This is a genomic window from Variovorax sp. MPBD4-3 (assembly GCF_058809745.1).
In genome coordinates this window covers 111,490-135,988 of the sequence record NZ_JBXASW010000013.1, presented here as the reverse complement: position 1 = coordinate 135,988, position 24,499 = coordinate 111,490, and the positions used below count along the sequence as shown (strand labels likewise).

Genomic DNA, 24,499 nt, shown 5'->3' with positions numbered 1-24,499 from the left:
AAGCTGTGCGGGCCGGTCGTCAGGGGCAGCGCGGGCGTGAAGCGCCATGTGCCGTCGGCGTTGACCGCCGTGCTGCCCAGCAGCATGCCGTTGTCGTAGACATTCACGCTGGCCACTTGTGCAGTGTCCGCCTTGCCCGCGTAGGTGGGCTTGCTGTCGTCGGTCTGTGCTCCGGAAGCGATGGGGCCCTGCGTCGAACCCACGTCGTCGAGCACCTGCAGCACCGAAGCGTCGAGCGCCGGGGGCGGCGTGATGTCCATGTGGACCACGAGAGCGCCCGAAGGCGCGCTCTCGTTGCCGGCCGCATCGGTCAGCGTGTAGCTGAGGCGGTGCGAGCCCTCGGCCAGCGGCGCGTTCGGTGTCAGCGTGCCTGCGGCCGGGTCATAGGTCGCCGCGACCTTGGTGCCATCGACATACAGCGAAGGCGTCGTGTCGGCGGGTACCGTGCCGATGTTGAGCCCGGGCATCGTGTCGTCGGTGCTCGGCGCGGTGCTGGCCGGGTTCCGTACGGTGCCGATGTCGTCGGCATAGCTCGTCGGCATGACCGGCGCGACCGGGGCGGTCTTGTCGACGACGACGGCAAGCGCCGGCGCCTGCGCGCTCTCGTTGCCGGCCGTATTGGTCAGCGTGTAGCTGAGGCGGTGCGCGCCTTCTGCGAGCGGGGCATCCGGCGTCAGCGTGCCGAGGGCCGGGTCATAGGTCGCGGCGACCTTGGTGCCGTCGACGTACAGCGAAGGCGTGGAGCCGGATGGCACCGGTGCGATGTTGAGTCCCGGCGTGCTGTCGTCGGTGGTCGGCGCGGTGCTGTTCGGGCTCTGGACGGCGCCCACGTTGTCGGCATAGCCGCTTGCCGCAACAGGCGCGGCCGGAGCGTTCGTGCTGACGGTGACGGCGAGCGCGGGCGCCTGCATGCTCTCGTTGCCGGCGGCGTCGGTCAGCGTGTAGCCGAGCTGGTGCGCGCCGTCGCCGAGCGGGACATTGGGCGTCAGCGTGCCTGCGACCGGGTCATAGGTCGAGGCGACCTTGGTGCCGTCGACATACAGCGAGGGCGTGAGGCCGTTGAGCAGCGTTCCGATGTTGATGCCCGGCGTGGTGTCGTCGGTGATCCTGGCGGTGCTGGCCGGGCTCTGGATGGCGCCGACGTTGTCGGCATAGCCGGTCGCCGCGACCGGCGTGGCCGGAGCGACGGTGTCCACGGTGATCACGAAGTCGCTCGACGGCTTGCTCTCGTTGCCCACGGGATCGGTGGCCGTGGTCGTGAGCCGGTGCGCTCCCTCGGCCAGCGGCGTGGTGGGCGTGAAGCTCCAGCTGCCGTCGGCCTTGACCGTGGTGCTGCCGACGGCGCTGCCGTTGTCGTAGACCGTGATGACATCGCCGGCGGTTGCGCCGCTGCCGGTGAGCGTGGGCGTGGTGTCGTCGCTGGCGCCTCCGTTCGCGAGGGGGCCCTGCAACGTGCCCACGTCGTCCGTGGCCTGTCCTATGGCAGGAATCTTCGGCGGCGTGGTGTCGATGGTCAGGCCGAGGACGGCCTGCCCGTTGGTGCCGGCGGCGTTCACCGCGGTGGCCTTGTATTCGTGCGCACCCTCGGCCTGTTCCGGCAGCGTGAGGCTCCAGTTGCCGCTGGCGTCCGCCGTGGCGGAGCCGAGCACTGCAGCGCCTTCGGTGACCGTGACGACCGCGCCGGCCGTGGCCTTGCCCGCGAGCGTCGGTGTGGTGTCGTTGGTGAGCCCGGCAATCTGCCTTGCTCCGCGCCCCGACGTGCGCTCCTGGGCCTGCTTGACGCTGACGATGACGTCGGAGGTGTCGACCGTGAAAGCCAGCGGCGCGCTGGCGGCGCTGGTGTTGCCCGCGGCATCGGTGACCGTTTGCGTGATGCTGTGCAGGCCCGCGCCCAAGGACGCGGCGGGCGTGACGCTCCAGCCGCCATCGGTCGCGACCGTGGCGCTGCCGATGAGGGTGGCGCCGTCGTACACCCTGACGGTGTCTCCGGCCTTGACGCCGCTACCGCTGAAAGTGGGCGAGACGTCGTCCGTGGTGCCGCCGGACGCGACCGTGCCTTGCACCGCGCCAACCTTGTCCGTTGCCACGACCACGCCCGGGGTGGCGGGAGGCGCGGTGTCGAGCACGATCGGATAGATGCCCGTGGCAGGACTGGCCTGGCCCGCGCCGTCGACCGCGATGGCGCTCAGGTTCTTGACGCCGTCGGTGCCCAGCGGGTCGGTGGTCACGCTCCAGGTGCCATTGGCGGCCACGCTGGCCGAGCCCACGGCAATGCCGTCGGCGTACACGGTCACGACCGTGCCGACGGAGCCGGTGCCGCTGAGCGTGGGGGTGTTGTCGTCGGTGCTGGTGTCCTTGGCGATGTTGCCGGTCACGCCGCCCCTGTTGTCGCTCACGCCGGTGATGGCCGGTGCCGCGGGCGCGGTGCCCAGCAGTGTGAAGGTCGAAGCGGGCGTGAGGGCGCTGGCATTGCCCGCCGCATCCACGGCCTGCGCGGTGAGGCTGTGCGCGCCCGTGGACAGCGGAAGCGCGGGCTCGAAGCGCCAGGTACCGTCTGCGTTCACGGCAGTGCTGCCGATCAGCGCGCCGTTGTCGTAGACGTTGATGCTCGACACCTGCGCGGGGTCTGCCTTGCCGGTGTAGGTCGGCCGGCTGTCGTCGGTCTGTGCGCCGGAGGCGATGGGGCCCTGCACGGCGCCCACGTCGTCCAGCACCTGGATGAGCGAGGCGTCCGGCCTCGAGGGCGGCGTGGTGTCCACGTCGACCGTGAAGTCGCCCGAACGCGGGCTTTCGTTGCCGGCGGCATCGATGGCCGACGTGCTGAGGCGATGCGTGCCTTCGGCCAGCGGCGTGGTCGGCGTGAAGCTCCAACTGCCATCGGCCAGCACCGTCGCGCTGCCGATGGGGCTGGCGTTGTCGTAGACCCTGATGACGTCGCTTGGCGTAGCGCCGCTGCCGGTCAGCGTGGGCGTGGTGTCGTCGGTGGAACTGCCGCTCGTCAACGGACCCTGCACCGAACCGACGTCGTCGGTGGCCTTGGCGATGGAGGGCGCGGTCGGTGGCGTCGTGTCGATGGTGAGCGAGAGCGAGGCTTCGCCCTTGGTGCCTGCCGCGTTCACCGCGGTGGCCGTGTACTTGTGCGTGCCTTCGGCCTGTGCCGGCAGCGTGAGACGCCAGTTGCCGTTGCCATCCGCCGTGGTGGAGCCGATGACAGTCGCGTTTTCCGTGACGGTCACGACGGCCATTGCCGTTGCCGTGCCCACGAGCGTGGGAGTGGTGTCGTCGGTGAGAGCCCCTGGAGCGAGGTTGCCTTGTTTGCTGCCCTGGTCGTCCACCGCGTGGCCGACGCTGACCACAACATTCGATGTGTCGACCGTGAAAGCAAGAGGTGCGCTGGCGGCGCTGGTGTTGCCCGCGGCATCGGTGAGCGTGTGCGTGATGCTGTGCGCGCCCTCGCCCAGGGGTTTGTCGGGCGTGAGGCTCCAGCTGCCGTCGGCCTTGACCGCGGTGCTGCCGATGGGGGTGGCGCCGTCATACAGCTTGGCGATGTCCCCGGCCCTGGCGCCGGTGCCGCTGAAGGTGGGCGATGCGTCGTCGGTGGAGCCGCCGGCGGGGATGGCGCCGGTGACTGCGCCCTGGTCGTCCGTGGCCACGAGGGTGGCCGGTGTTGCCGGCGCCGTGGTGTCGAGCACGATCGGGTAGTCGCCGGTCGCCGGGCTGGCCTGGCCCGCGCCGTCGACTGCGATGGCGCTCAGGTTCTTGACGCCGTCGCCGGTCAAGGGATCGGTCGTGACGCTCCAGGTGCCGTTGGCGGCCACGCTGGCCGAACCCACGGCCACGCCGTCGGCGTACACGGTGACGACCGTGCCGACGGTGCCCGTGCCGCTCAGCGTGGGCGTGTTGTCGTCGGTGCTGGCTTCTTTGGCGATGTTCCCGTTGATGCTGCCCTTGTTGTCGCTCACGCCGACGATGGCCGGCGCGGCAGGGGCATCACCCAGCAGGGTGAATGTGGACGCCGGCGTGAGAGGGCTGGCGTTGCCTGCCATATCGACCGCTTGCGCGGTGAAGCTGTGTGCACCGGTGGACAGTGGCAGTGCGGGCGTGAAGCGCCAGGTGCCGTCGGCGTTCACCGCCGTGCTGCCGATCAGCGTGCCGTTGTCGTAGACCCTGACGCTCGAAACTTGCGCCGGGTCGGCCTTGCCCACGTATTCCGGCTTGCTGTCGTCGGTCTGCGCTCCCGCCGCAATGGGGCCGCGCACGGCGCCTATGTCGTCCAGCACCTGGATGCCGGAGGCTTCCAGCGCCGCGGGCGGCGTGGTGTCCACCTCGACCGTGAAGGCGGCCGAAGGCCTGCTCTCGTTGCCGGCAGGGTCGACGGCGGTGGTGGTGAGCCGATGCGTCCCCTCCGGCAGAGGCTTGGGCGGCGTGAAGCTCCAGCCGCCGTCGGCCCTGACCGTCGTGCTGCCGATGGCGCTTCCGTTGTCGTAGACCTTGATGACGTCGCCCGGCGTTGCGCCGCTGCCGGTCAGGGTGGGCGTGGTGTCGTCGGTGATGCCGCCACTGGCAAGCGGCCCCTGCACCGGGCCCATGTCGTCCGAGGCAGCACCGATGGCAGGCGCGCCGGGAGCGCTGGTGTCGAGGCGGACGTTTCCTGTCGTCACCGGTGGGGAAACGTTGCCGGCCATGTCGCGGCTGGTTGCGCTCACGCTGATCGCGCCGCCTTCCACCGGATTGGCGAAGGAGGCGTTGACAAAGCCGTTGGCGACGTCCGCCGCGGTCAGGGTGATGCTGGACGAGGCCGTGCCGGCGGCAAGAGTGATGACGTCGCCCGCGGTCGCGCCGGACACCAGCGTGACCTGCACCGTCACATCGGCGCCTTTCTCGCTGGCGTTGATGAAGCCATCCTTGTTGGCGTCATTGAGGATGGCGATGCCGATGACCGGCGGCTCGCCGTCGACCGCGGCCGTGGCCTCGGGGCTGGCGTTGCCGGCTGCATCGGTGGCGACGGCGTGCAGCGCCGTGCCGTCTTTCGGCGGAGTCGCCGGGGCGATCGTGTACGTGCCGTCGGACGCGGCGGTGGTGCTGCCGATGATGTTGCCCGAGTCGTCCTTGATGGTGATCACGGAGCCGGCTTCGGCCAAGCCGGTGATCAGCTTGCCGTTGGTCGGATTGATCGTGGGCGCCGCGGGCGGAATGGTGTCGCCCGGTGCCGGCAGCGCTGAGGGGAAGACGAACGCCTGAAAGTCGTCGCCCCTGCTGGCGAAGGCAACTCCTCCCGCCAGAGCGCCGCCAACCAGAAAAGGCACGAGGCCGAGCTCGAAGTCCTGGTGCAGCAGCAATGGCTCGATGGAATCGATATCCAAGTACTCCACCGCCAGATCGCCTTGGTTGTCGCTGATTTCGGCGAGCCACATGCCCTCTTGATCGTCGTTCAGTACCAGGTCGTTCCTGTTTCCGTCGAAAGCGGTGAAGAAGTCATGAATGGTGATGACCTCGCCCGAAACAGCGGTAACGACCAGATCATTGCCGTCACGACGCATGCTCTTGATCCTGTCACTCGACAGGCCAATTCGAACGACCGAGGCCGCTTTCAAGGAGACCTCGTTCACCAGGACCTGGCTGACTTCTCCACCGCGCTTGGCAATTACTTCCAACGAAAACATCTTCTATTCCCTGCTATTTAAATCCGAGATCAATTACTTCTTTGAACGCAATTGAAGGGGTGCGGTATGCGCTGCTGCCAACCAGGGGTTGCCCTCGGGCTGGGCTTCCGAGCGAGATCGGCACACCTTTTCAGATCGTTCGGACAGCGCAATGTAGTGGGTTACATTGCGTTCTGAATATTTCAATCATTGAAGGCAGATGACAATCGCGACCACCAAATTTATTCTTGTGGGGGTGCGATTCAAAGTAATCGTGAAAAAGAGCACGAAACAAAACTGATGCTGAGCGCTCCCTGAATTATTTATTGCACGTTCATTGCAATTTTTGAAACATTCAAAGAGCGCAGTGAAAGATTGCCGCGCTCAATTTCAAGGACAGGCGCGAAAAATTTCACGTTGAGCCATCGGGCGCCGCGAACTATCCGGCGCGTTTTGCCGAAGAGAGGGCGTGCTTTGTCTCTGGTGCAAACGCGAGCAGTCCGCGCGAACGGCAATTGCTTACCGTTGCTCAGGTTTCAGGCTGCGTGCAGGCCTGACTCGGGGGATCAGGCGATGGATGGCGCAACGCGCGTTGGGGAGCGCGTCGGCGTGAAGGCCGCGGAGATTTCATCGATGGCGGCTGTCGACGAAAAGGCTCTTGAAGATCTTGAAGGCAACGCTCTGGGGCACTGCCGCCTGTGCCCAGGCTCGGCTCAGTCCGGCTGGATCACGCCTTCGTCGAGATAGCGCTGGTATTCAGCGATGGGAATCGCCGTCGTCTGTGCGCTTCCGCCGTCACCCCAACTCAGCACTGCGCTGTCGGGTGCCAACTGGACCTCGATCGGGCCCTGGGGAATCAGGATGAGGGGGCCATCGCCGGCCCTGTACTCGACATCTCCGGTGACTTTCGCGTTCGCTGGCATGGGGTGCATTCCTTGGGCTGGGGTGGCGGAGCCATCAGCTTAACGCGCCTGTGCGGAGGAGGGGGCGTCGCACCGCGACGAATCGTGTAGGCCTGACCGCCGTTCGCGGTCGTCATATCGGCGTCATGGGCCGCGTGGCACGCTCGCGCTCGTCTTCCCTAGGGATTGAAGTCGAGAAAGTGCGATGAAGCCACTGCATGGAGTCGTTGCGTTGGCCGCCTGCCTGATGGCTGTCGTGTCGATCGTGCTCGCCGCATGGCTCCCCGCAACTGAAAAAGCCGCCCGCGCAGGCGACGCCGCGTCGGCTCCGCTGCTCGAGATCCGCTGGCATGGCGGCGGCATCGTGCTGCAGGGCGCGGTGCGCGACTCGGCCACGCAGCATGCGTTGGCACAAGCCGCGGCCGAGCGTCTGGGCGGGGAGACCGACCAGGTGACCGACTGGCTCGACATCAAACCCACAGGGCTCGTCGTGGCCGACCCGGCGGCGCTCGCGCGGCTCATCCGTCTTGGACAGGAGGGCTGGCACCTGCAGCGCCAGCCTGCCGAGGCGCGGCTCGCGGTGCAGTCGCTCGCCGACACGCGCAGCGCACAGGCCCAGTCGTTGTTGCAAAGCGCCTTCGGCCCAGGTGTCTCGGCCCGCCTGGTCCCGCTGCCCTGAAATTCGAGAAAGCTCCGAAACCTCCAAGGGCCGAAGGGATTCACGCCGCCGTCATGCGCCTTCACCAGCATCGGCTGCACTCAAAACAGAGGAGAGGTGCCATGCAACCATCATTGAAACAGCTCGCCCTGGCGGGCGTGGTACTCGCCACGCTGACCGCCTGCGGCGGCAGCAACAATTCGAACAGCCTCCTGCCGCTGCCGGCGCCCACCGCTTCGAATCCGCCGGCACCTGCGCCAGCGCCAGCGCCCGCGGTGCCTGGCACGGTGGATGTCAAGCTCATTGCCTTCAACGACCTGCACGGCAACCTCGAGCCGCCGAAGCTGACGATCTCCGCGCCTGCCAAGGGGGGCGGCACGGTGGCGGTGCCGGCCGGCGGCGCGGCCTACATGGCTTCGGCAATTGCAGCGCTCAAGGAGAAGAACCCGAACAACGCGGTGGTGTCGGCCGGCGACATGATCGGTGCGTCGCCGCTGGTGTCCGCGCTGTTCCTGGACGAGTCGACCATCGAGGCGGTGAATGCCATGAAGATCGACTTCAACGCGGTCGGCAACCATGAGTTCGACAAGGGCCAGACTGAACTGCTGCGCATGAAGAACGGCGGCTGCGCGAAGAACACCGCGCTCGAGCCGTGCCGCGTCAACAAGAACTTCCCGGGTGCGAACTTCGGCTTCCTGTCGGCCAACACGGTGAAGACCGACGGCAACACGCTGTTTCCCGCCACCGGCATGAAGAGCTTCACCAAGGACGGCGCCACGGTCAAGGTGGCGTTCATCGGCATGACGCTGAAGGGCACGCCCAACATCGTCACGCCCGCCGGCGTCGCCGGCCTGAGCTTCAAGGACGAGGCCGACACCGCCAATGCGCTCATCCCGCAGCTGAAGGCCCAGGGCGCCGACGCCGTGGTGGTGGTGATCCACGAAGGCGGCACCACCACCGTGGGCTACAACGACAAGAGCTGCGCGGGCCTGAGCGGCGACATCCTGCCCATCCTCAACAAGCTCGATGCCGCCGTCGACGTCGTCATTTCGGGCCACACGCACCGTTCCTATGTGTGCGACTACGGCAAGACCAACCCGGCCAAGCCCTTCCTGCTGACCAGCGCCGGCCAGTACGGCACGCTGCTCACCGACATCAACCTGACCATCGACACCCGCACGCGCAAGGTCACGGCCAAGGCGGCGGACAACGTGATCGTGCAGGGCGAGGGCTACACCAGCGGCGCCACCACCTATGCGGTGACCGACCAGTACCCCGTGTTCGGCAAGAACCAGCAAGTGGCTGCGCTGATCAGCCAGTACCTCACCATCGCGGGGCCGCTGGTGCAGCGCGTGGTGGGCCAGCTCACCGCCACTGCCACGCGCACGCAGACGTCGTCGCGGGAAAGCGTGATGGGCAACCTGATCGCCGACGCGCAACTGGCCGCGACCAAGGCGGCCGACAAGGGCGCCGCGCAGATCGCCTTCATGAACCCGGGCGGCGTGCGCGCCGATCTCGCGCCCGCTTCCGACGGCAGCGTGACCTACGGGCAGATCTTCGCGGTCCAGCCCTTCGGCAACAGCCTCGTGGTCAAGACCATGACCGGCGCGCAGATCCGGGCGGTGCTGGAGCAGCAGTTCAACAGCGGCGCCAACACGACCGCGGCACCAAGGGTGCTGCTGCCGTCGGCCGGCTTCACCTACACCTACAACCTCGCGCAGCCCGCCGGCTCGCGCATCACCAACATGGCGCTCAACGGCACCGCGATGGCCGACGCCACCAGCTATCGCGTCACGATGAACAGCTTCCTGGCCACGGGCGGCGACAACTTCACCGTGTTCAACCAGGGCACGAACACGCTCGGCGGCGACCAGGACGTGGACGCGCTCGAGGCCTACATCAAGGCCGGCAGCCCGTTGGCCCCGCCGGCAACGGACCGCATCACCAACGCCACGCCGCCCTGAGCGGCCGGCGGCGCGCGCAGGCGCATCGGTTGTGGCTTGCCATGGACCAGGCTTTGCCACACCCATTCGGCCGGGCCGAAGCGGAAGCGGCCAACCCACCAGCAACTGAAAAGCGCCTGCAGCCCGAAGATCGCGAACCCGGCGAGCGCAACGCCCAGGGGGCCGAACCGCGGCCCCGGGCCCAGCCCGATGCCGTGGAACAAGCCAAGGCCGACCAGCGTCTGTGCGATGAAGCTGGTCAGCGCCATGCGGCCCATCGGCGCCAGCTTGCACAACCATCGGCGCCACGCGGCATGCTGGAACAGCAGCACGAAGCCCGCCATGCAGAAAAGGCCCAGTGCCAGCGGCGCGATGTCGCGCAGCAGGCGCGCAAGGACGAGGCCCGCGCCGCCGTGCAGCCAGGCAGCGACGCGGTTGTCGCCGTGCTGCAGCATCAGCAGCGTGCCCGCGACCACGCCGACGCCGAAGCTCGCGCGCAACAGTCGGACCCAGAATCGCCGGTGCGCCACCGACTGCTGCAGCACCGGCATGCGCAGTTTGCAGGGCCGCGTGCCGCCGGACTGCAATGCGAAGCCGGCGCCGAAGAGCAGCGCGAAGAGGGTGATCGACCTCGCGTCGAGCAGCGGCACCCCGAGCAGCGCGAAGCCGCGCAGCGCGTCGAGCAGTTCAAGGCGCCGAGTGGCTTGCGCTGACCCGGGCACTGCCGGGGATCGCGCGCGCGGCGCGGCGGTGTTCGAATGGCTCGGGGAGCCGCCCGCGGCTGAATAGCGCGGCGGCCTTGCAGGATCGGATGTCATCGGAGTTCGCAGGGTCGGGTCGGATGCCGGATGTCGGGCGGCTGCAGCGAGCCGCCCGTGCCAGACCTGCGATGCTATGAATCAGCATTGCGCGAACATTGCGCTGTTCGGCGCATGCGCCCCGCGCTCAGACGGCCAGGTTCTGCTCCACGTCCAGCGTCTTGCGGCGGGCCAGCGCGAGGTTCGACTTGGCTTTGTCGAGCACGAGGTAGACGAACAGGCCTTCCTTCTTCTGCATCGGCCGGATGATGTGGTACTGCCTGCCCAGAGTGATGAGGATGTCCTCGATGACGTCGTTCAGGCCCAGGTCACGCATGGTGCGCAGCTTGGCGCGGACCACTTCGGTGTTGCCCGCCGCCGCCACTTCCAGGTCGACGCCCGAGCCGATCTGGCCCAGGATCATGCCGCTGCTGGAGTCGACCAGTGCCGCGCACAGCGCGCCGTCGCAGGTCATCAGGTCGTCCATGGATTGCTTGATATTTGCCATCGGAATCTTTCCTAGTACCTCGCCCCTGAAAGTCGGCAGCCACCCGGGCGAAGAGGTGGGCGGCTGCCGGAGTCGAACCGGTGCGGCCGGGGCGGGCCCTCAGGCCTGCTGCAGCGACAGCGTTGCCTGCTTCGCGAAGTAGAGGACCTGGCCGATGATCGCGTCCTTGCCCGTGACGACGCTCACGATGAGGGTGATCTCCGGGTGGCGCGCCTGCAGCATCAGGATGTGGCCGTGGGTCGCTTCGATGGTCACGTTGTCGCAGGCGCCGAGGTTGCTTTCCTCGCCCGCGACCGCGCCCAGCGCCGCCAGAGAGCTGGCAATGGCCGAGAGGCGGGCCACCTGCGCGGTGTTCTCCACGCGCGCGGCCAGTTCCAGGCCGTCCTCGGTCGAGATCACGACCGCTTTCACGCCCTTGATCTCGCGCATCAGCGTGTCGATGGCGGCTTCGGCGGCGAGCTTGATTCTTGGCGTTATTTGCATGAGGACTCGAGGGTGAAGGACGGGGCTCAGGTTTCGAGCTGCAGCAGCAGCAACTCCAGCAGCTCGACCACCTGCCGTGCGTCGGTGACGTTGGCCGGCAGCACGGGGCAGAGCACGCCCCGGGATTCCATCCGCTGCGCATAGGCGTCGATGTCGGGCTGGGGGTGGGCTTCCATGCGGCCCACGGCGACCACGCAGGCGGTCCTGGCGATGAGTTCGGCAAAGCCGTCGAGGTAGACATCCAGGTCGGCCAGCGGATCGGGGCGGCTGTTGTCCACCAGGATCACCAGGCCGAGCGCGCCGCGCGCCAGGATGCGCCACATGAAGTCGAAGCGTATCTGGCCGGGCGTGCCGTACAGGCGCAGCTTCTCGCCGTTGTCGAGCGTGAGTTCGCCGTAGTCCAGGCCGACCGTGGTGGTGGCCTTGGCCACCGAGGTGTCGCTGTTGCGCACGTCGGTGCTGACCGGGGGTATCTCGCTCACGGCGCCGATGGCGGTGGTCTTGCCGGCGCCCATGGTGCCGGTGAAGAGGATCTTGTGTTCGACAGTCATTTGTGCCCGGTCGTCAGCAGGCCGAGGCGGCTGCGGATGCGCGCCAGCAGGCCGGGTTGCACGGGGTCGCGCGCCAGGGCCTGCGGACGGCTGTCGATCGGCAGAACCGAATCGGGCGCGGACGGCGTGGAAAGCGCGACCGGCAGCGTGGCGGCGGCGGCGGGCGCAGGCTGGCGGGCGCTTTCGAGCAACTCGGCGCGCCGCAGGTCTGAAAGGAAATCGAGGCAGTCCTGCGGCGCGAGGCCCGAGCGCTGCCGCAGCAGCAGCAGGGAGGTCGGCCGGCCGGTCATGAGGGTGGCCAGGCGAACGCGCGCGGGCGTCTCCAGCAAGGCGGCGGGCGGCCAGCGCAGCAGGCGGAATTCCTCGTCGTCGGCAATGTGGGTGCCGGGCGCCGCGATCCCGAGGCCGCGTGCGTGGACGACCATCGCGCCGAGCCGGTTGAGCGTGTTCTCCAACTCATCGGCATGCAGCGGCAGCGACAGGAAATGGCCGCCGCGCTGCGGATCGGGCTGGCCGATGGCCAGTACCGGCACGGCCGGCGCCGGATCGTCGGCTTCTGCGCTGGCTTGCCCGCCCACCACCCGGAGGTCTGCCTGGCCGGCCTTCCAGGCCCAGTGCTGGTGGGTGCGGTGGTCAAGCAGGCGGACCAGCGACTTGAGAAGCAGCTCTTCGCGGGGCGGCAACCCCTCGACGCTGAAGCTCAGCAAGGCGCGCTGGCCCTTGATCGCGGGAGTGGCGGCGCTCGTCATGGCAGGTATGCGTGACTGCGATGCGCCTCGACCAAGGGCGTCAGCATGGGGCGGATATGCCGGTTTGGATGCAACTCAGGCTCGCAGGAAAGGGTTGTATCAATATGTGTGACGATAAAAATATAACACCTGTTGCAAATAAAAACACAAGATTACGGACGAAGTTGTTGCGCCGAGCAACGGATTCGTTCACCGACACCGTGTCTTCGCGTAGGCGGATTCCTCAAGCGCCATTTGCCCCGGTTTTGCGGATTTAGCATGGCTCATCTGCCGAGGGAGGCAGAGATTTCTTCGCCGAACCATGTTTTTCCAAAGGAAGACGCTATGAACACCCTGAATCTCCGCACGCTTGCCGTTTCGTCTGCTGTCGCCCTGGCCAGCATCGCGTTTGTCGGTTGCACCACCACGAAGCCGCAGGACCAGGCCAGCAGCACGTCGTCGCGCACTTCGATCGACGCGCAGATCGACGCCTCGCTGTCCAAGCTGTATGACTCCGTGAAGGGCTCCCGCGAGTTGGTCGCGCGTTCGAGCGGCGTGCTGGTGTTCCCCGCCGTGGTGGGTGCCAGCATGGGCGTGGGCGCCGAATACGGCCGCGGCGCACTGCGCGTGAACGGGCGCACCCAGTCGTACTACAGCACCACCTCGGGCTCGCTGGGCTTCCAGGCCGGCGCGCAGTCGAAGGCGGTGGTCTACGTGTTCACCACGCAGGCTGCCCTGGACAAGTTCCGCAACAGCAAGGGCTGGACGGCCGGCGCCGACGCCACCGTGGCCGTTGCAACCATCGGTGCCAACGGCAGCGTCGACACCAATACCCTGCGCCAACCGGTCGTGGGCTTCGTGATGACCAACGTTGGCCTGGAAGCCGGCGTCTCGCTGTCGGGCGCGAAGATCACCGAAATCCAGCTGTAAGCTGACCGCGCGCTAAAAGCACTTAGTGGCCGAGCCGCGCCTGCAGCTCGGCCACTTGCTTGCGCAGGGCGTCGTTCTCCGCGGTCAGCTGCAGCACGCGCTCCTTCAGCAGCTGCACCGTGTCCGCGTCGGAGGACGATCCATCGTCGCCGGCCGCAGTTTCAGCGGGCTCCTCACGTGGTTTTTTCTTCGACTCGCGCACGCGCTTGGCCGCCTGCTTGAGTTCGTCCTTGCCGGCATTCGCCGCGGACACCTGTTCTTCGGCTGGCAACGTGGCCACCGCCGCGGCGGTGTTGATGGAAATCACGCCCGACTTCACGGCCGCCACCAGTTCAGGCGCGGCCTGCTTCTGGATTTTCTCGATCATCACGACCTGGCTGCTGCTCAGCCGCGCGGCCCTGGCAATGGCCTCGCGGCTGTTCAGCGGCGCGGGCGGCGGCAGGGGCACGGCGCCTTCCACGGCGCCGGTGTCGGCCGGCGGATCGACGTCGAACGGCGCATCTCCCGCCGGCGCCGGGGTGGCCGAGGCCATGCGGGCGCGTTGCTGATCCACGATGTCCTTCTTGCGCAAGGCGAGCACGCCGCGCAGGAAATCGGAAATGCTGCGCCGGCCGAGGTGCTGGTCGATCATCCACAGATGCACGTCGTCGATGCTCTTGAAGCGCGTGTTCTGCACGGTCTGGAACGGCAGGCCGTGCTTCTGGCAGATGCCGTAGCGGTTGTGGCCGTCGACCAGCACGTCCCCCCACAGCACCAGCGCGTCGCGGCAGCCTTCGGCCAGGATGCTGCGTTCCAGCGCTTCGTACTCCTCCGGCGTCAGTGGGTCGATATAGGCTTTGAGTTCTTCGTTGACGACGATGTTCATGGGTGCGGGATCGGGGAGAGGGGCGGAATTCTAGATGCCCGCCGATCCCCCGCTGCGCACCGCCCGTATATCGAGGGGCCTCTCCCATTGCAGAGGCGCGATGTCGCGGCACACGATCCGCATGCCGCTTGCGTCGGTGGCGGCGCAGACGGCAACCAGGTGCTCGGGCGTGGGCCTCAGTTGCCAGAAATGCCGATGCGGTGCGTTGTCGCCGCGCGCGTCACCCCACAGCGCGAATCCGATGCGGTCGTCGGCATCGTCCAGCGCGAAGCCGAAGCTGTCGAGCGGGATCTGCAGGCCCATTCCGCGCGCCTTGATGTAGCTCTCCTTCAAGGTCCACAACTCGAAGAAGCGATGCGCGCGCCGCGTGGGCGGCAACGCGGCCAGCGCCTTCGCCTCGGCCGGCGAGAAGAAGTGGTCGGCGAGCTCCAGAGAGGCCGTGCGGGCGAGGTTCTCGGCATCGACACCGATCTCGAGATTTCGCGCGAGCGCCAGCACGATCAGCCCGTCCGTATGGCTCAGGTTGAAATCCAGCCCGTCGACGGCCTGCGTCATCGGCTCTGCGATGCGAGGGCGGCCGAAGCTGCCTTCGGCAAAGCGCCAGTCCTGCGGCTTCACCGGTGCATAGCGCGACAGGACCGTGCGCACCAGCACCCGCGTCAGCAGGTGGCGATGCCGGTCGCGCTGGAAGTGGAAGCGCGCGGTCCGCGCAAGTTCATGAGGCTCCAGCAATGCACGGCAGGCCGCCTCCAGCGCCGGATCGCCCGATTCGCCGTGGCGGCAGAACCAGAGATGGATTTCGCCTGGAGGCAGGGGAAGGGTGGCGTCGGCTGGTGGCATGAGTGCGCCGATGAGCGCGGCCCGTTCAGCCGCGCTTGGGAATGCCCAGTCCCTTGACGACGGCGGGCCGCGCCACGAAGGCTTCGAGCACGCGAGCGACGTTCGTGAAATCGTTGAAACCCACCAGCTCGCCGGCCTCGTAGAAGCCGACGAGGTTGCGGATCCACGGGAAGGTGGCGATGTCGGCGATGGTGTAGCTGTCGCCCATGATCCATTCGCGGTTCGCGAGGTGCTTGTCGAGCACGCCGAGCAGGCGCTTCGATTCGCCCACGTAGCGGTCGCGCGGGCGCTTGTCCTCATAGTCCTTGCCGGCGAACTTGTTGAAGAAGCCGAGCTGGCCGAACATCGGGCCGATGCCGCCCATCTGGAACATCACCCACTGCAGGGTCTGGTAGCGGCCGGCGGCGTCCTGCGGAATGAACTTGCCGGTCTTCTCGGCCAGATACAGCAGGATCGCGCCCGACTCGAACAGCGCCAGCGGCTTGCCACCCGGGCCTTCGGGGTCGAGGATGGCGGGAATCTTGTTGTTCGGGTTGAGCGAGAGGAACTCCGGCGACATCTGGTCGTTGGTCTCGAAGCTCACGAGGTGCGGCTCGTAGGGCAGGCCGGTTTCCTCCAGCATGATCGACACCTTCACGCCGTTGGGCGTGGGCAGCGAATACAGCTGCAGCCGTTCAGGGTGCTGCGCGGGCCATTTCTTCGTGATGGGGAAGCTCGAGAGATCGGTCATGGGTGGTGTCCTTGGGTTCACGGAAACTGCAAGCGCCGGATTCTGCACGGGTCAGGCCGCCGGCGTGCGTGCGTGGCCTTGCAGCCGCGGCAACACCTCGCGCCCCAGTTCCTCGACCACCTCCGTGGCGGGCCGGGGGCCGCGCACCACGTTCATCAGCACATGCGCCACGCCGGCGTCTTCCATGCGATCGAGATAGGCCACCAGCGCGTCGCGCCCGGTGCGCAGGCCGAGCTCGATGGGCTCGGCCGGCGCGGCGGGGTCTTCGAGCAGGTCGATCTGCAGCGACTGGACGAAAGGCTTGGGCTCGCCGTCCGCGCGCTCGCGCAGCGCGGTCTGCCACAGGCCGATGCGGCCCTGCTGGCGTGCCTCGTCGCGGTGGTAGGTGGCCCAGCCGTCGGCATGGGCGGCGGTCCATTGCAGCGACTGGCGCGCCGAGCCCACCACCAGCATGCCGATGCGTTCGGCGGGTGGCGCCATCAGGTCGTGGCCGCGGGTGGCTTCGCGCAGCGCGGCGCGCCCGGCTTCATCGGGTGAGAGCGCCGAGCGCACCAGGTTCCAGCGCTCGCGGAAAGCGTCGCCGCGCAGCGCGATGTCTTGCCTGAAGATGGCGAATTCGGCCTCGCGGTCGCCCGAGCCCAGGCCGAGGATGAAGCGCTCGCCGGACAGCCGGTTCAGCGACAGCGCCGCCTTGGCCACATGCAGCGGATGGCGCAGCGGCAGCACTGCCGCGGCCGTGCCGAGCGCGATGCGCCGCGTGGCGCCCGCCAGCATCGCGAGCCACACGAAGGGTTCGTCGAGCACCGATATCTCTTCGCCCTGCGGCACCATCACCGGCACGTCGCGCGTCCACAGCGCGGCAAAGCCGAGCCGGTCGGCGAGGGCGGCAACTTCGCGCTCCGCTTCGGGGTCGGCCATGGCGCCGTTGGCGCGGGCCACGGGCGTCATCAGGCCCAGTGTGAGTCGGCCGGCGAGCAAGGTCCGCCGGTAGGCGGTGTTGAAGGGAGGCATGTACGGAAGACGCGAAGGCGCACGTGAGGTCCTGAAAATGATGATCGCACGTGCGATCGCATCGCCTTACACGCGTTGAGCGCGCTTGGGTGCTGCCGGCGCGGGCTTGGCCTGCAGCGAGAACAGCCGCACGATGGACTGCCGCACGTCGGCCTGCATCGCGGCCACCGCGCCGGCGTCGCCCGAAAGATGCTTGAGCAGCGCCTGCTGGAACAGCCCGTCGAACAGCGCGTAGGTGGCCGAGGGCGTCAAGCCGGGGTCTTCGCCGGACAACTCGGCAAAGCGGCTCATGATGCGCCAGATCATGTCTTCCAGGCTCTTGTCGATCTGCACGACGTCGGAGCGGAACGCTTCCTCGAACAGGGCCTGCGAACGCAGGTCGTACCAGAGGCGGTGCACATGGCCTTCGTCGCGCAGCGTGTCGGCCAGGCTCTGCAGGAAGCCTTCCATCAGCTCGTCGCAGGTGTTCGCGCTGTCGACCGCATGGTCGTAGCGGGTGACGCAGCGCGCCTTGTACTGCTTGACGCTGCAGATGATCAGGTCGATCTTGTCGCTGAAGTAGTAGTGCAGCACGCCGTGCGAGAACTCGGAGTTCTGCGCGATCTCGCGCAGGCTGGTGCGCGCATAGCCCAGCGCGGCCAATGTGGTGAGTGCGGCCTCGCCCAGTTCCGCACGTCGCTCCGAGAACTTGTCGATCCTTGCCTTGGGCACGCGCTCCGCTGGCTTCTTTGTTGAGCGTTGTTCTGTCGTCATTTCAAAACGGACCGCTTGCATGCCGGCCCCCTGTATCCGTGTTGATTGCAAACCATAGCACGCAAGCGGGAGAACCCGCATCCGGCATGTCACGCATGCCATTCTATGGATTCTTGACACTCGTCAAATAAATCCTTGACACGTGTCAAGTCGATTTCTAGCATGGCCGCTCCATCTCACAAACATATCCACAGGAGACAAGTGATGGCCAAGTTCGACTTGAAAGGGCGCCGTGCGCTCGTGACGGGCGGCGCGCGCGGCATTGGCGCGAGCATTGCCGAAGCGCTGGCGGCGGCCGGTGCGTCCGTGATGATCGGCGACGTGCTCGCCGACCTCGGGCGGGAGACCGCCACCCGGCTTTCTTCTTCAGGCGCGAAGGTGGGCTTCGTTCCGCTCGACGTCACGAAGGACGGCGACTGGGCCTCGGCCACCGAGACCACGGTGAAGGAGCTCGGCGGCTTCGACATCCTCGTCAACAACGCGGGCATCGAGATCACCTCTCTGGTGATCGATGTCGACGGCGACGACCTGCGCCGCATGCTCGACGTCAACGTGGCCGGCACGCTGCTCGGCATGAAGCACGCGTTCCGCGCGATGCGCCCCGGCGGCAGCGCGGGCGGCGGCGGGGCGGTGGTCAACATCGCTTCTGTCGCGGCCACCATCGCGTTCCCGGCCATCGCCGGCTACTCGGCCACCAAGTCGGCGGTCGACCGCGCCACGCGCGTGGCCGCCATGGAGTCCGGCAAGCTGGGCTATGGCGTGCGCGTGAACTGCATCTACCCGGGGCTGGTGCCCACCGACATGGGCATGAAGCTCGCCAGCGACATCGTGGCCGCTGGGCTCGCGCCCAGCGTGGAAGCGGCCGTGGGCGACGTGGTCGGCCAGACGCCGCTCGGGCGGCTGGGCGAGGTCGGCGACATGGCCGACGTGGTGGTCTTCCTCTGCAGCGACGCAGCCCGGTTCATCACCGGCGCCGGCCTCGCGGTGGACGGCGGCATGGGCATGTGAGCACACGACATCAAGGAGAAACAACATGAGCAGCAGCAAGAAGAAGCCCGTCGTCGTCTACGGCGCCTCCGGCTACACCGGACGCCTGATCTGCGAGTACCTGCGCGAGTACAACATTCCCTTCGTTGCAGCGGGCCGCAGCGCGCAGAAGGTGGAAGCGGCGATGAAGTCCAACGTGCCCGGCATCGAGACCGCGAACTACGAGGTGGTGGAGGTGGCGCATTCGGTGGGCGCGCTCACCGAGCTCTTCACCGGCGCATCGGTGGTGCTCAACACGGTGGGGCCTTTCGCCAAGTTCGGCCCCGAGGTCGTCGAAGCCTGCCTGGCCGCCGGATGCCACTACACCGACACCACCGGCGAGCAGGACTGGCTCATCACGCTCGAGCGCGAATGGGGCGACAGGTTCGCCAAGTCCGGCCTGCTGCTCTCGCCGGGCCTGGCGCAGATGTACACCACCGGCGAGATCGCGGCGCAACTGTGCCTGGAGACGCCGGGGCTCGACACGCTGGACATCGCGGTGTTCTGGGGCGGCAGCCCGACCATCGCGTCGACCCAGACCATCCTGGTCAATGCGGCCACCTCCAAGGCCTACTACCTGGAGCAGAACGAGTACGTCGAATGGCAACCCGACGCCGGCCTGTACCACCTGTCGATTCCGGGCCAGCACGAGGCGGCGCTGGCATTGCCGTGGGGCGGCACCTCGCACCCGGTGTGGTTCAAGCGCGATCCGCGCGTGGCCAACGTGAAGGTGCTCGGCGGCGTCTTCAACAAGGCGCTGATGCAGGGCGTGCCGCAGATCGTCGCCGCCGCGCTCAAGGCCACCGAGGGCATGAACGACGAAGACCGCTATGCCGCGCTGGCCAAGACGGCGGCGGGCGTGATGAACACCATGCCCCCGCGCGAGAACCCGCGCATCAACAAGTCCGTCGATTCTGTGCATGCCTCCGGCCCGCTGGGCCGTGTGCACTGCGTGATCTTCGGCAACTGCAACTACAAGCAGACCGGCTTGCTGCAGGCCTATGCCGCCGCCTCGCTGCTGCAGCAGCCGCCCAGGCGGGCCGGCTTCGCCTCGGGTTGCCAGGCCTTCGGGCATCGTGAGCTGCTGGGTGCGCTGCGCAGCTTCGGGCTGGTGCAGGAGCCGGCGCTCACGCGGCTGGGCTGACGCCATGCGCCTCGTCGACTACCTCGACAAGGGCGCCCAGCTGGGTGCCCATGCGCCGTGCCTGACCCTGGGCACCACCGACCTGAGCTACGCCCAGGTGCAGCGCATCAGCTGGCGCGTGGCACGCGGCCTGCAGCGCGCCGGCGTGCGGCCGGGGGACAAGGTGGCCGTGCTCTCGAGCAACGACGCGACGGCTTTCGCCACGGTGTTCGGCATCTCGCGCGCGGGCTGCGTGTGGTGCCCGGTCAATCCACGCAACGAGGCGAGCGAGAACGCCTTCGTGCTCGATGCGTTCGACTGCACGTGCCTGCTCTTCCACGGCAACTACGCCGACATGGTCGGCCAGATGCGCCCGCAGTTGCCCAGGCTGCGGGCGCTGGTCTGCCTCGACGGGCGGCAGCCCTTCGCGCCCTCGCTGGAAGACTGGCTCGAAGGGCTGGACGACTCGCCCATCGACATCTCGCCGCCCGACGACGTGGCCATGATCGCCGGCACCGGCGGCACCACCGGTCAGCCCAAGGGCGTGATGCTGTCGGGCCGCAACCTCGAGGCGATGTCGGCGCTGACGCTCATGGGCTATCCCTTCGAAGGCCGGCCCGCCTACCTGGCGCTTGCGCCGCTCACGCATGCGGCCGGCGTGCTGTGCCTGCCGGTGATGGCGCTCGGCGGGCGGGTGGTGATCATGCCCAGGCCCGACCTGGGCGAGTTCCTCGGGCTCATCGAGTCGCACCAGATCACCCACACCTTCCTGCCGCCCACGCTCATCTACATGCTGCTGCAGCATCCGCAGCTCGCCTCGGCGCAGCTCGATTCGCTGCAATGCTTCTGGTATGGCGCCGCGCCCATGTCGGCCGCGCGGCTCGAGGAGGCGCTGCACAAGATCGGCCCCGTCATGGCGCAGCTCTTCGGCCAGACCGAGGCGCCGATGATGATCTCGATGATGTCGCCGCGCGAGCACTTCAACGCAGACGGCACGGTTGCGGGCCATCGGCTTTCCTCTGCCGGCCGGCCCGGCCCGCTGGTGCAGGTGGGCGTGATGAACGGCGACGGCGCGTTGCTGCCCGCCGGCGAGAGCGGGGAGATCGTGGTGCGCGGCTCGCTCGTGATGCAGGGCTACTACAAGGACCCGCGCGCCACCGAGGAAGCGAGCCGCTTCGGCTGGCACCACACGGGCGACATCGGCTACCTCGATGCCGACGGCTACCTGTACATCGTCGACCGCGCGAAGGACATGATCATCTCCGGCGGCTTCAACGTCTACTCCGCCGAGGTGGAGCAGGCGCTGATGCAGCACCCGGACGTGCAGGACAGCGCGGTGGTCGGCCTGCCCGACGAGAAGTGGGGCGAGCGCGTGGTGGCCGTGCTTCAACTGCATGCCGGGCGGCAGGTCGACGTGGAAGAGATCAAGGCCTTCGCCAAGTCGCGCATCGGCAGCGTGAAGGCGCCCAAGCAGATCGAGGTGTGGCTCGACCTGCCGCGCTCCAAGGTGGGCAAGGTGCTGAAGAAAGACGTGCGCGCGACGTTGCTGAAGGCCGCCGGTCAGCCGCGCGTGTAGTTGTCCTGGTGCGCCTTGCGCAGTTCGAACTTCTGGATCTTGCCGGTGGACGTCATCGGCAATGCCGCCAGGAAGATGATCTGCTTGGGCACCTCGAAGCCGCCGAGGTGCTCCTTGCAGTGCGCCGTGAGCGCGGCTTCGTCGAAGTCCGCGGGCGCATCGGGGCGGCGCGTCACGAAGGCGGTGATGGCCTCGCCCCAGTGCTCGTGCGGCAGGCCCACCACGGCGGCGTTCATCACGCCCGGGTGGCGCAGCAGCACTTCCTCGACCTTGATGGAGGGCACGTTCTCGCCGCCCGACTTCACCATGTCCTTCAGGCGGTCGAGGAAGATGAGCTGGCCGTCGTCGTCCATCCTGCCGAGGTCGCCGGAGTGGTGCCAGCCGAAGCGCTGGGCATTGGCGGTGGCCTCCGGGTCCTTGTAGTAGCCCAGCATCACGTTGGGCCCGCGAAAGACGATCTCCCCGACCTGCCCGGGGGCCAGCAGTTCGCCGCCGTCGCCCATCACCGCGACCTCGTTCACCAGCGTGCCCACGCCCCAGTAGGAGCCGAAGCGCTTGCGCTGCTCGCTCGCCTCGAAGATGGTGGCGCCCGGATACATCTCGGTCTGGCCCGACACCAGCGCGAAGCTGGGGCAGAACTCGTCGAGCAGGCGCAGCAGCAGCGTGCGCGACATCGGCGCCATCGCATATACGCACAGCCGCAGGCTCGACAAGTCGCGTGAGGCGCGCTGCGGATGGGCCAGCAGCGCGCCGTACATCATCGGCAGGCCCACGGCCACGGTGATCCTGTGGCGCTCGATGGCGGCCAGCATGGCGCCGGGGTCGAAGCCGCGCAGCACGACCACCGCGCCACCCACCGACAGCGCCGACATCAGCACCGTGTGCTGCCCGCAATGGAACAGCGGCAGCACGCTGCTCCACACATCGGCGCGCTCGGGGCTGCTGCCCCATTCGACCATGTTGCTGAGCAGCACCGAATGCACTGAAGCGTGCGAATGCATCACACCCTTCTGGCGTCCGGTGGTGCCGCTGGTGTACATGATGAGCGCGAGGTCGGTGCTGTCGATGCCCACGTCGGGCAGCGTCTCTGGCCCTTGCGCGATGGCCTGCGGCACCGTCGCCAGGCCCGGCGGCGGCGTATCGCCGTCGAGCACGCACAGCAGGGGAGACACGCCCGTGGCCTGCAGCAGTTCACGCAGCTCCGGCTTCGTATGCAGCGCGGTGTCGATCACCACGTGCCGCACTTCGGCGTGCGCAAGGATGTAGCCGATGGCGTCCACCGCCAGCGCGGTGTTGATCGGCACCCACACCAGCCCGGCCTTCTGGATGCCCAGCATGGCGATCACCATCTGGGTCGAGTTGTTGCACAGCATGCCCACGCGCGCCCCCTTGGCGAGGCCGAGGCCCAGCAGGTGGTGCGCAAAGCGGTTCGACGCCGCGTCGAGCGCGCGGTAGGAGAGGCGATGTTCGCCCTCTATCAGCGCCGTGCGCTCGCCGAAGCGGCGCGCGGAGCGATGGATCACGTCGCCCAGGGTTACGCGTGAAATGCGCGCGTGAAGGCGCGGGGCCGACGAGGGCGCGAGGCTGGTGACGGCCGTGGTGGTGGCTGCAGGCATGCTTGTGTCTCCGTTCTTCGTTCGTTGAGGCGCAGCCTAAGGCCGGCCCCCGCGTCGCGTCTTGCGAAGACTGGCTGCGCGCAGCCGCTGCGGCCTTGCCTAGAAGCGGGCCTTCAGGAAAGCCGAGGGGCCTTGCAGCCGCACCTTCAGGCGCGTGTCCGCAAAGTCGGCGTCGCGGGTGAGGTCGATGTTGGTCACGTTGTAGGCGAGCACCAAGCCGACGTTCTTCACCGGGAACCACTCCACACCCGCGGAGGCGTTGTAGATGTTGCCGTGGAAGCGGCCGCCGTTCTTCCACACGCCCGAGGCGTCTGCGAACAGCCGGAGGTCCGGCGTGATGGCATGGCGCACGCCGATTTCCAGCAGCGGCGCGATCGCGTTGTCGCTCGAACTCTGGCTGTACGTGCCGACCTGTCCGTTGACCACGGCGCTGGCGCTCGCTCCCAGCGTCGCGCGGTAGTAGGCCGCGCCGGCGCCCAGGCCCAGCACCGTGTTGCCACTGCCGATCCACCACTTGTACGACAGCTTGGCGAAGTCCAGCTTGGTGCTGATGTTGGCGTTGCCGAAGGTGTTGAGCGAGCCGAAGCTGCCGAAGCTGTTGTTGCTCGCGATGCCGCCCGAGTAGTCGCGCTTGTATTGGTAGTAGTCGAAGGAAATGCCCTGGCTGTCGCCGAGCAGCACGTCGGCGCTGACGCGCGGCATGGTCACGCGGCCGGGCTTGATGTCGCCCGACTGCAGCGAGCCGTAGGGCGAATTGACGGAAGCGTTGAACTTGGGGTCGGCGTTGTAGCCGCCCACGGAGAAGCTGAAACGGTCGAGCGCCGGCGACGGATCGGCGAGTGCGGGCGCGGCGGCGAACAGGAAGCCTGTGCCGACGAGCGCGCCGATGGCGCCGAAGCGGACGGTCCAGTCGAAAGGACGGGAATGAAGCTGCAACATGAAAATGGATCCTTCAGATGGAAAAGAAAAGCCTCGCGCATGCGCATTCCGGAGCAGCTCCCTGAGGGCGGCCGGCAAGGTAGTGGAAGCGCGTGATCAATTACATGCGCGCTCGGCGGCTGCGTGTGTAGGACTTTCTTGATGGTCGCCGACTGCGCGAGTTTTTTGCCGTCACGGGCACGTGTGCGGCGCTACAGTCGCCGCATGCGCGAACACCTCTCCACCACCACCGGGCCCCAGCGTCTTCTCTACGGCAGTCTCACGGGCGCCGCGGTCGCGTTGGTGCCATGGCCCATGAGCGGCATGGCGCGCGGACTGGCCGGATGGTGTGCCGGCGTGCTGGTCTACCAGGTGCTCACCTGGTGGCTGGCCGAAACCTTCGACGCGCGCCGCACGCGCGAGCGCGCGCAGTCGCTGGACCAGCCCAACGTGGTGATCCTGGTGTCGATGCTGGTGGCAGTGGGCGTGAGCGTGGTGGCCATCGCCATGCTGCTGCAGGAGGTCAAGCAGCTCGACGGCTGGGAGCGTGCCGCGCACGTCGCGCTCGGGCTGGTGGCGCTCGCGGGGTCGTGGCTGATGATGCATTCGATCTACGCGTTCCATTACGCGCACCGCTACTACATCGACCAGAAGAGCGGCAGGCCCGACGGCGGCCTCGACTTTCCGGGCAAGGACGACGCCCCCGACTACTTCGACTTTCTCTACTACTCCTACGTGATCGGCATGACCTCGCAGGTCTCCGACGTGCAGGCCACGTCGAAGGAGATGCGCCGCATCACGCTGATCCACAGCGTGCTGTCGTTCACCTTCAACATGCTGGTGCTGGCCCTGTCGGTCAACGTGGTGGCCAGCGCCTTTTCCTGAGCGCGCGGCGGGAT

Annotated in this window: 21 protein-coding genes; 7 read left to right on the top strand and 14 right to left on the bottom strand. The window is 67.6% G+C overall.

Annotated elements, in window-relative coordinates; translation table 11 throughout:
- The coding region (locus tag AC1RVW_RS11055; protein WP_493199867.1) for an Ig-like domain-containing protein at positions 1–5,663 on the bottom strand (5,663 nt) is incomplete at its 3' end.
- Positions 5,664–6,355: 692 nt separating this feature from the next.
- Positions 6,356–6,565 (bottom strand): hypothetical protein, encoded by a 210-nt coding sequence (locus AC1RVW_RS11050; RefSeq protein ID WP_081268037.1) that lies wholly within the window; start codon positions 6,563–6,565, stop codon positions 6,356–6,358.
- A gap of 184 nt (positions 6,566–6,749) precedes the next feature.
- Here AC1RVW_RS11050 and AC1RVW_RS11045 point away from each other — a divergent pair, with 184 nt between their 5' ends.
- On the top strand, positions 6,750–7,223 hold the full coding sequence (locus tag AC1RVW_RS11045) for a hypothetical protein (RefSeq protein WP_493199865.1): 474 nt from the start codon (positions 6,750–6,752) through the stop codon (positions 7,221–7,223).
- 101 nt (positions 7,224–7,324) lie between these two features.
- On the top strand, positions 7,325–9,166 hold the full coding sequence (locus AC1RVW_RS11040; protein WP_493199863.1) for a bifunctional metallophosphatase/5'-nucleotidase: 1,842 nt from the start codon (positions 7,325–7,327) through the stop codon (positions 9,164–9,166).
- Here AC1RVW_RS11040 and AC1RVW_RS11035 read toward each other — a convergent pair.
- The 5 genes from AC1RVW_RS11035 to AC1RVW_RS11015 form a co-directional block, all read right to left on the bottom strand.
- Positions 9,097–9,963 carry a DUF418 domain-containing protein gene (locus AC1RVW_RS11035; RefSeq protein ID WP_493199861.1) on the bottom strand — a complete coding sequence of 289 codons (867 nt, stop codon included), beginning with the start codon at positions 9,961–9,963 and terminating at the stop codon, positions 9,097–9,099. The genes AC1RVW_RS11040 and AC1RVW_RS11035 overlap by 70 nt on opposite strands.
- A 127-nt stretch (positions 9,964–10,090) precedes the next feature.
- Positions 10,091–10,450 (bottom strand): hypothetical protein, encoded by a 360-nt coding sequence (locus tag AC1RVW_RS11030; protein ID WP_081267979.1) that lies wholly within the window; start codon positions 10,448–10,450, stop codon positions 10,091–10,093.
- A gap of 99 nt (positions 10,451–10,549) precedes the next feature.
- Complete coding sequence (locus AC1RVW_RS11025; protein ID WP_081267980.1) at positions 10,550–10,933, bottom strand: roadblock/LC7 domain-containing protein; 384 nt, start codon at positions 10,931–10,933, stop codon at positions 10,550–10,552.
- Positions 10,934–10,959: 26 nt separating this feature from the next.
- Entirely contained in the window at positions 10,960–11,484 is a 525-nt protein-coding gene (locus AC1RVW_RS11020) for a GTP-binding protein (protein ID WP_493199858.1), read from the bottom strand.
- Positions 11,481–12,233 (bottom strand): hypothetical protein, encoded by a 753-nt coding sequence (locus tag AC1RVW_RS11015; RefSeq protein WP_493199856.1) that lies wholly within the window; start codon positions 12,231–12,233, stop codon positions 11,481–11,483. Before AC1RVW_RS11015 ends, AC1RVW_RS11020 begins: the two co-directional genes overlap by 4 nt.
- A 324-nt stretch (positions 12,234–12,557) precedes the next feature.
- Between AC1RVW_RS11015 and AC1RVW_RS11010 the strand changes: the two genes are divergently transcribed.
- Positions 12,558–13,142, top strand: coding sequence for a BPSL1445 family SYLF domain-containing lipoprotein (locus AC1RVW_RS11010; RefSeq protein WP_493199854.1), 585 nt, complete (start codon positions 12,558–12,560; stop codon positions 13,140–13,142).
- A 22-nt stretch (positions 13,143–13,164) separates the two neighbouring features.
- On the opposite strand, the gene AC1RVW_RS11005 is transcribed toward AC1RVW_RS11010, so the two are convergent.
- From AC1RVW_RS11005 to AC1RVW_RS10985, 5 genes are all read right to left on the bottom strand, one after another.
- Positions 13,165–14,007 carry a plasmid replication/partition related protein gene (locus tag AC1RVW_RS11005; RefSeq protein ID WP_493199852.1) on the bottom strand — a complete coding sequence of 281 codons (843 nt, stop codon included), beginning with the start codon at positions 14,005–14,007 and terminating at the stop codon, positions 13,165–13,167.
- Between the two features lie 30 nt (positions 14,008–14,037).
- Positions 14,038–14,847 carry a 4'-phosphopantetheinyl transferase family protein gene (locus AC1RVW_RS11000; protein ID WP_493199850.1) on the bottom strand — a complete coding sequence of 270 codons (810 nt, stop codon included), beginning with the start codon at positions 14,845–14,847 and terminating at the stop codon, positions 14,038–14,040.
- 25 nt (positions 14,848–14,872) lie between these two features.
- A complete protein-coding gene (locus AC1RVW_RS10995; RefSeq protein ID WP_081267986.1) occupies positions 14,873–15,577 on the bottom strand; it encodes a glutathione S-transferase N-terminal domain-containing protein in 705 nt (234 codons plus the stop codon).
- Positions 15,578–15,628: 51 nt separating this feature from the next.
- Entirely contained in the window at positions 15,629–16,588 is a 960-nt protein-coding gene (locus AC1RVW_RS10990) for a TIGR03571 family LLM class oxidoreductase (RefSeq protein ID WP_081267987.1), read from the bottom strand.
- 66 nt (positions 16,589–16,654) lie between these two features.
- Positions 16,655–17,341, bottom strand: a complete 687-nt coding sequence (locus tag AC1RVW_RS10985) for a TetR/AcrR family transcriptional regulator (RefSeq protein WP_493199847.1) — start codon at positions 17,339–17,341, stop codon at positions 16,655–16,657.
- 204 nt (positions 17,342–17,545) lie between these two features.
- Between AC1RVW_RS10985 and AC1RVW_RS10980 the strand changes: the two genes are divergently transcribed.
- Genes AC1RVW_RS10980 through AC1RVW_RS10970 form a run of 3 tightly spaced genes read left to right on the top strand, consistent with a single transcriptional unit; the run spans position 17,546 to position 21,066 of the window.
- On the top strand, positions 17,546–18,349 hold the full coding sequence (locus tag AC1RVW_RS10980; protein WP_493199845.1) for an SDR family NAD(P)-dependent oxidoreductase: 804 nt from the start codon (positions 17,546–17,548) through the stop codon (positions 18,347–18,349).
- 25 nt (positions 18,350–18,374) lie between these two features.
- Positions 18,375–19,511, top strand: a complete 1,137-nt coding sequence (locus tag AC1RVW_RS10975) for a DUF5938 domain-containing protein (RefSeq protein ID WP_493199843.1) — start codon at positions 18,375–18,377, stop codon at positions 19,509–19,511.
- A gap of 4 nt (positions 19,512–19,515) precedes the next feature.
- Positions 19,516–21,066, top strand: coding sequence for an AMP-binding protein (locus tag AC1RVW_RS10970; RefSeq protein WP_493199841.1), 1,551 nt, complete (start codon positions 19,516–19,518; stop codon positions 21,064–21,066).
- Here the strand turns inward: AC1RVW_RS10970 and AC1RVW_RS10965 are convergent.
- Together AC1RVW_RS10965 and AC1RVW_RS10960 are read right to left on the bottom strand one after the other, a co-directional pair.
- Positions 21,051–22,682: a class I adenylate-forming enzyme family protein gene (locus AC1RVW_RS10965; protein ID WP_493199839.1), complete on the bottom strand. Its 1,632-nt coding sequence runs from the start codon at positions 22,680–22,682 to the stop codon at positions 21,051–21,053. The genes AC1RVW_RS10970 and AC1RVW_RS10965 overlap by 16 nt on opposite strands.
- 99 nt (positions 22,683–22,781) lie before the next feature.
- Positions 22,782–23,621: a hypothetical protein gene (locus AC1RVW_RS10960; RefSeq protein ID WP_285411925.1), complete on the bottom strand. Its 840-nt coding sequence runs from the start codon at positions 23,619–23,621 to the stop codon at positions 22,782–22,784.
- A 204-nt stretch (positions 23,622–23,825) separates the two neighbouring features.
- Between AC1RVW_RS10960 and AC1RVW_RS10955 the strand changes: the two genes are divergently transcribed.
- Positions 23,826–24,485, top strand: coding sequence for a DUF1345 domain-containing protein (locus AC1RVW_RS10955; protein WP_081268039.1), 660 nt, complete (start codon positions 23,826–23,828; stop codon positions 24,483–24,485).
- Positions 24,486–24,499 lie beyond the last annotated feature (14 nt).

Excerpts from the sequence above, each read along its gene's own strand:
- AC1RVW_RS10975 (WP_493199843.1), top strand. The coding sequence starts at position 18,375 with ATGAGCAGCAGCAAGAAGAAGCCCGTCGTCGTCTACGGCGCCTCCGGC.
- AC1RVW_RS11010 (WP_493199854.1), top strand. The coding sequence starts at position 12,558 with ATGAACACCCTGAATCTCCGCACGCTTGCCGTTTCGTCTGCTGTCGCC.
- AC1RVW_RS11005 (WP_493199852.1), bottom strand. The coding sequence starts at position 14,007 with ATGAACATCGTCGTCAACGAAGAACTCAAAGCCTATATCGACCCACTG.
- AC1RVW_RS11035 (WP_493199861.1), bottom strand. The coding sequence starts at position 9,963 with ATGACATCCGATCCTGCAAGGCCGCCGCGCTATTCAGCCGCGGGCGGC.
- AC1RVW_RS11030 (WP_081267979.1), bottom strand. The coding sequence starts at position 10,450 with ATGGCAAATATCAAGCAATCCATGGACGACCTGATGACCTGCGACGGC.
- AC1RVW_RS11025 (WP_081267980.1), bottom strand. The coding sequence starts at position 10,933 with ATGCAAATAACGCCAAGAATCAAGCTCGCCGCCGAAGCCGCCATCGAC.
- AC1RVW_RS11050 (WP_081268037.1), bottom strand. The coding sequence starts at position 6,565 with ATGCCAGCGAACGCGAAAGTCACCGGAGATGTCGAGTACAGGGCCGGC.
- AC1RVW_RS11020 (WP_493199858.1), bottom strand. The coding sequence starts at position 11,484 with ATGACTGTCGAACACAAGATCCTCTTCACCGGCACCATGGGCGCCGGC.
- AC1RVW_RS10970 (WP_493199841.1), top strand. The coding sequence starts at position 19,516 with ATGCGCCTCGTCGACTACCTCGACAAGGGCGCCCAGCTGGGTGCCCAT.
- AC1RVW_RS11040 (WP_493199863.1), top strand. The coding sequence starts at position 7,325 with ATGCAACCATCATTGAAACAGCTCGCCCTGGCGGGCGTGGTACTCGCC.
- AC1RVW_RS10955 (WP_081268039.1), top strand. The coding sequence starts at position 23,826 with ATGCGCGAACACCTCTCCACCACCACCGGGCCCCAGCGTCTTCTCTAC.
- AC1RVW_RS10965 (WP_493199839.1), bottom strand. The coding sequence starts at position 22,682 with ATGCCTGCAGCCACCACCACGGCCGTCACCAGCCTCGCGCCCTCGTCG.
- AC1RVW_RS11045 (WP_493199865.1), top strand. The coding sequence starts at position 6,750 with ATGAAGCCACTGCATGGAGTCGTTGCGTTGGCCGCCTGCCTGATGGCT.
- AC1RVW_RS10960 (WP_285411925.1), bottom strand. The coding sequence starts at position 23,621 with ATGTTGCAGCTTCATTCCCGTCCTTTCGACTGGACCGTCCGCTTCGGC.
- AC1RVW_RS11015 (WP_493199856.1), bottom strand. The coding sequence starts at position 12,233 with ATGACGAGCGCCGCCACTCCCGCGATCAAGGGCCAGCGCGCCTTGCTG.
- AC1RVW_RS10985 (WP_493199847.1), bottom strand. The coding sequence starts at position 17,341 with ATGACGACAGAACAACGCTCAACAAAGAAGCCAGCGGAGCGCGTGCCC.
- AC1RVW_RS10995 (WP_081267986.1), bottom strand. The coding sequence starts at position 15,577 with ATGACCGATCTCTCGAGCTTCCCCATCACGAAGAAATGGCCCGCGCAG.
- AC1RVW_RS10980 (WP_493199845.1), top strand. The coding sequence starts at position 17,546 with ATGGCCAAGTTCGACTTGAAAGGGCGCCGTGCGCTCGTGACGGGCGGC.
- AC1RVW_RS10990 (WP_081267987.1), bottom strand. The coding sequence starts at position 16,588 with ATGCCTCCCTTCAACACCGCCTACCGGCGGACCTTGCTCGCCGGCCGA.
- AC1RVW_RS11000 (WP_493199850.1), bottom strand. The coding sequence starts at position 14,847 with ATGCCACCAGCCGACGCCACCCTTCCCCTGCCTCCAGGCGAAATCCAT.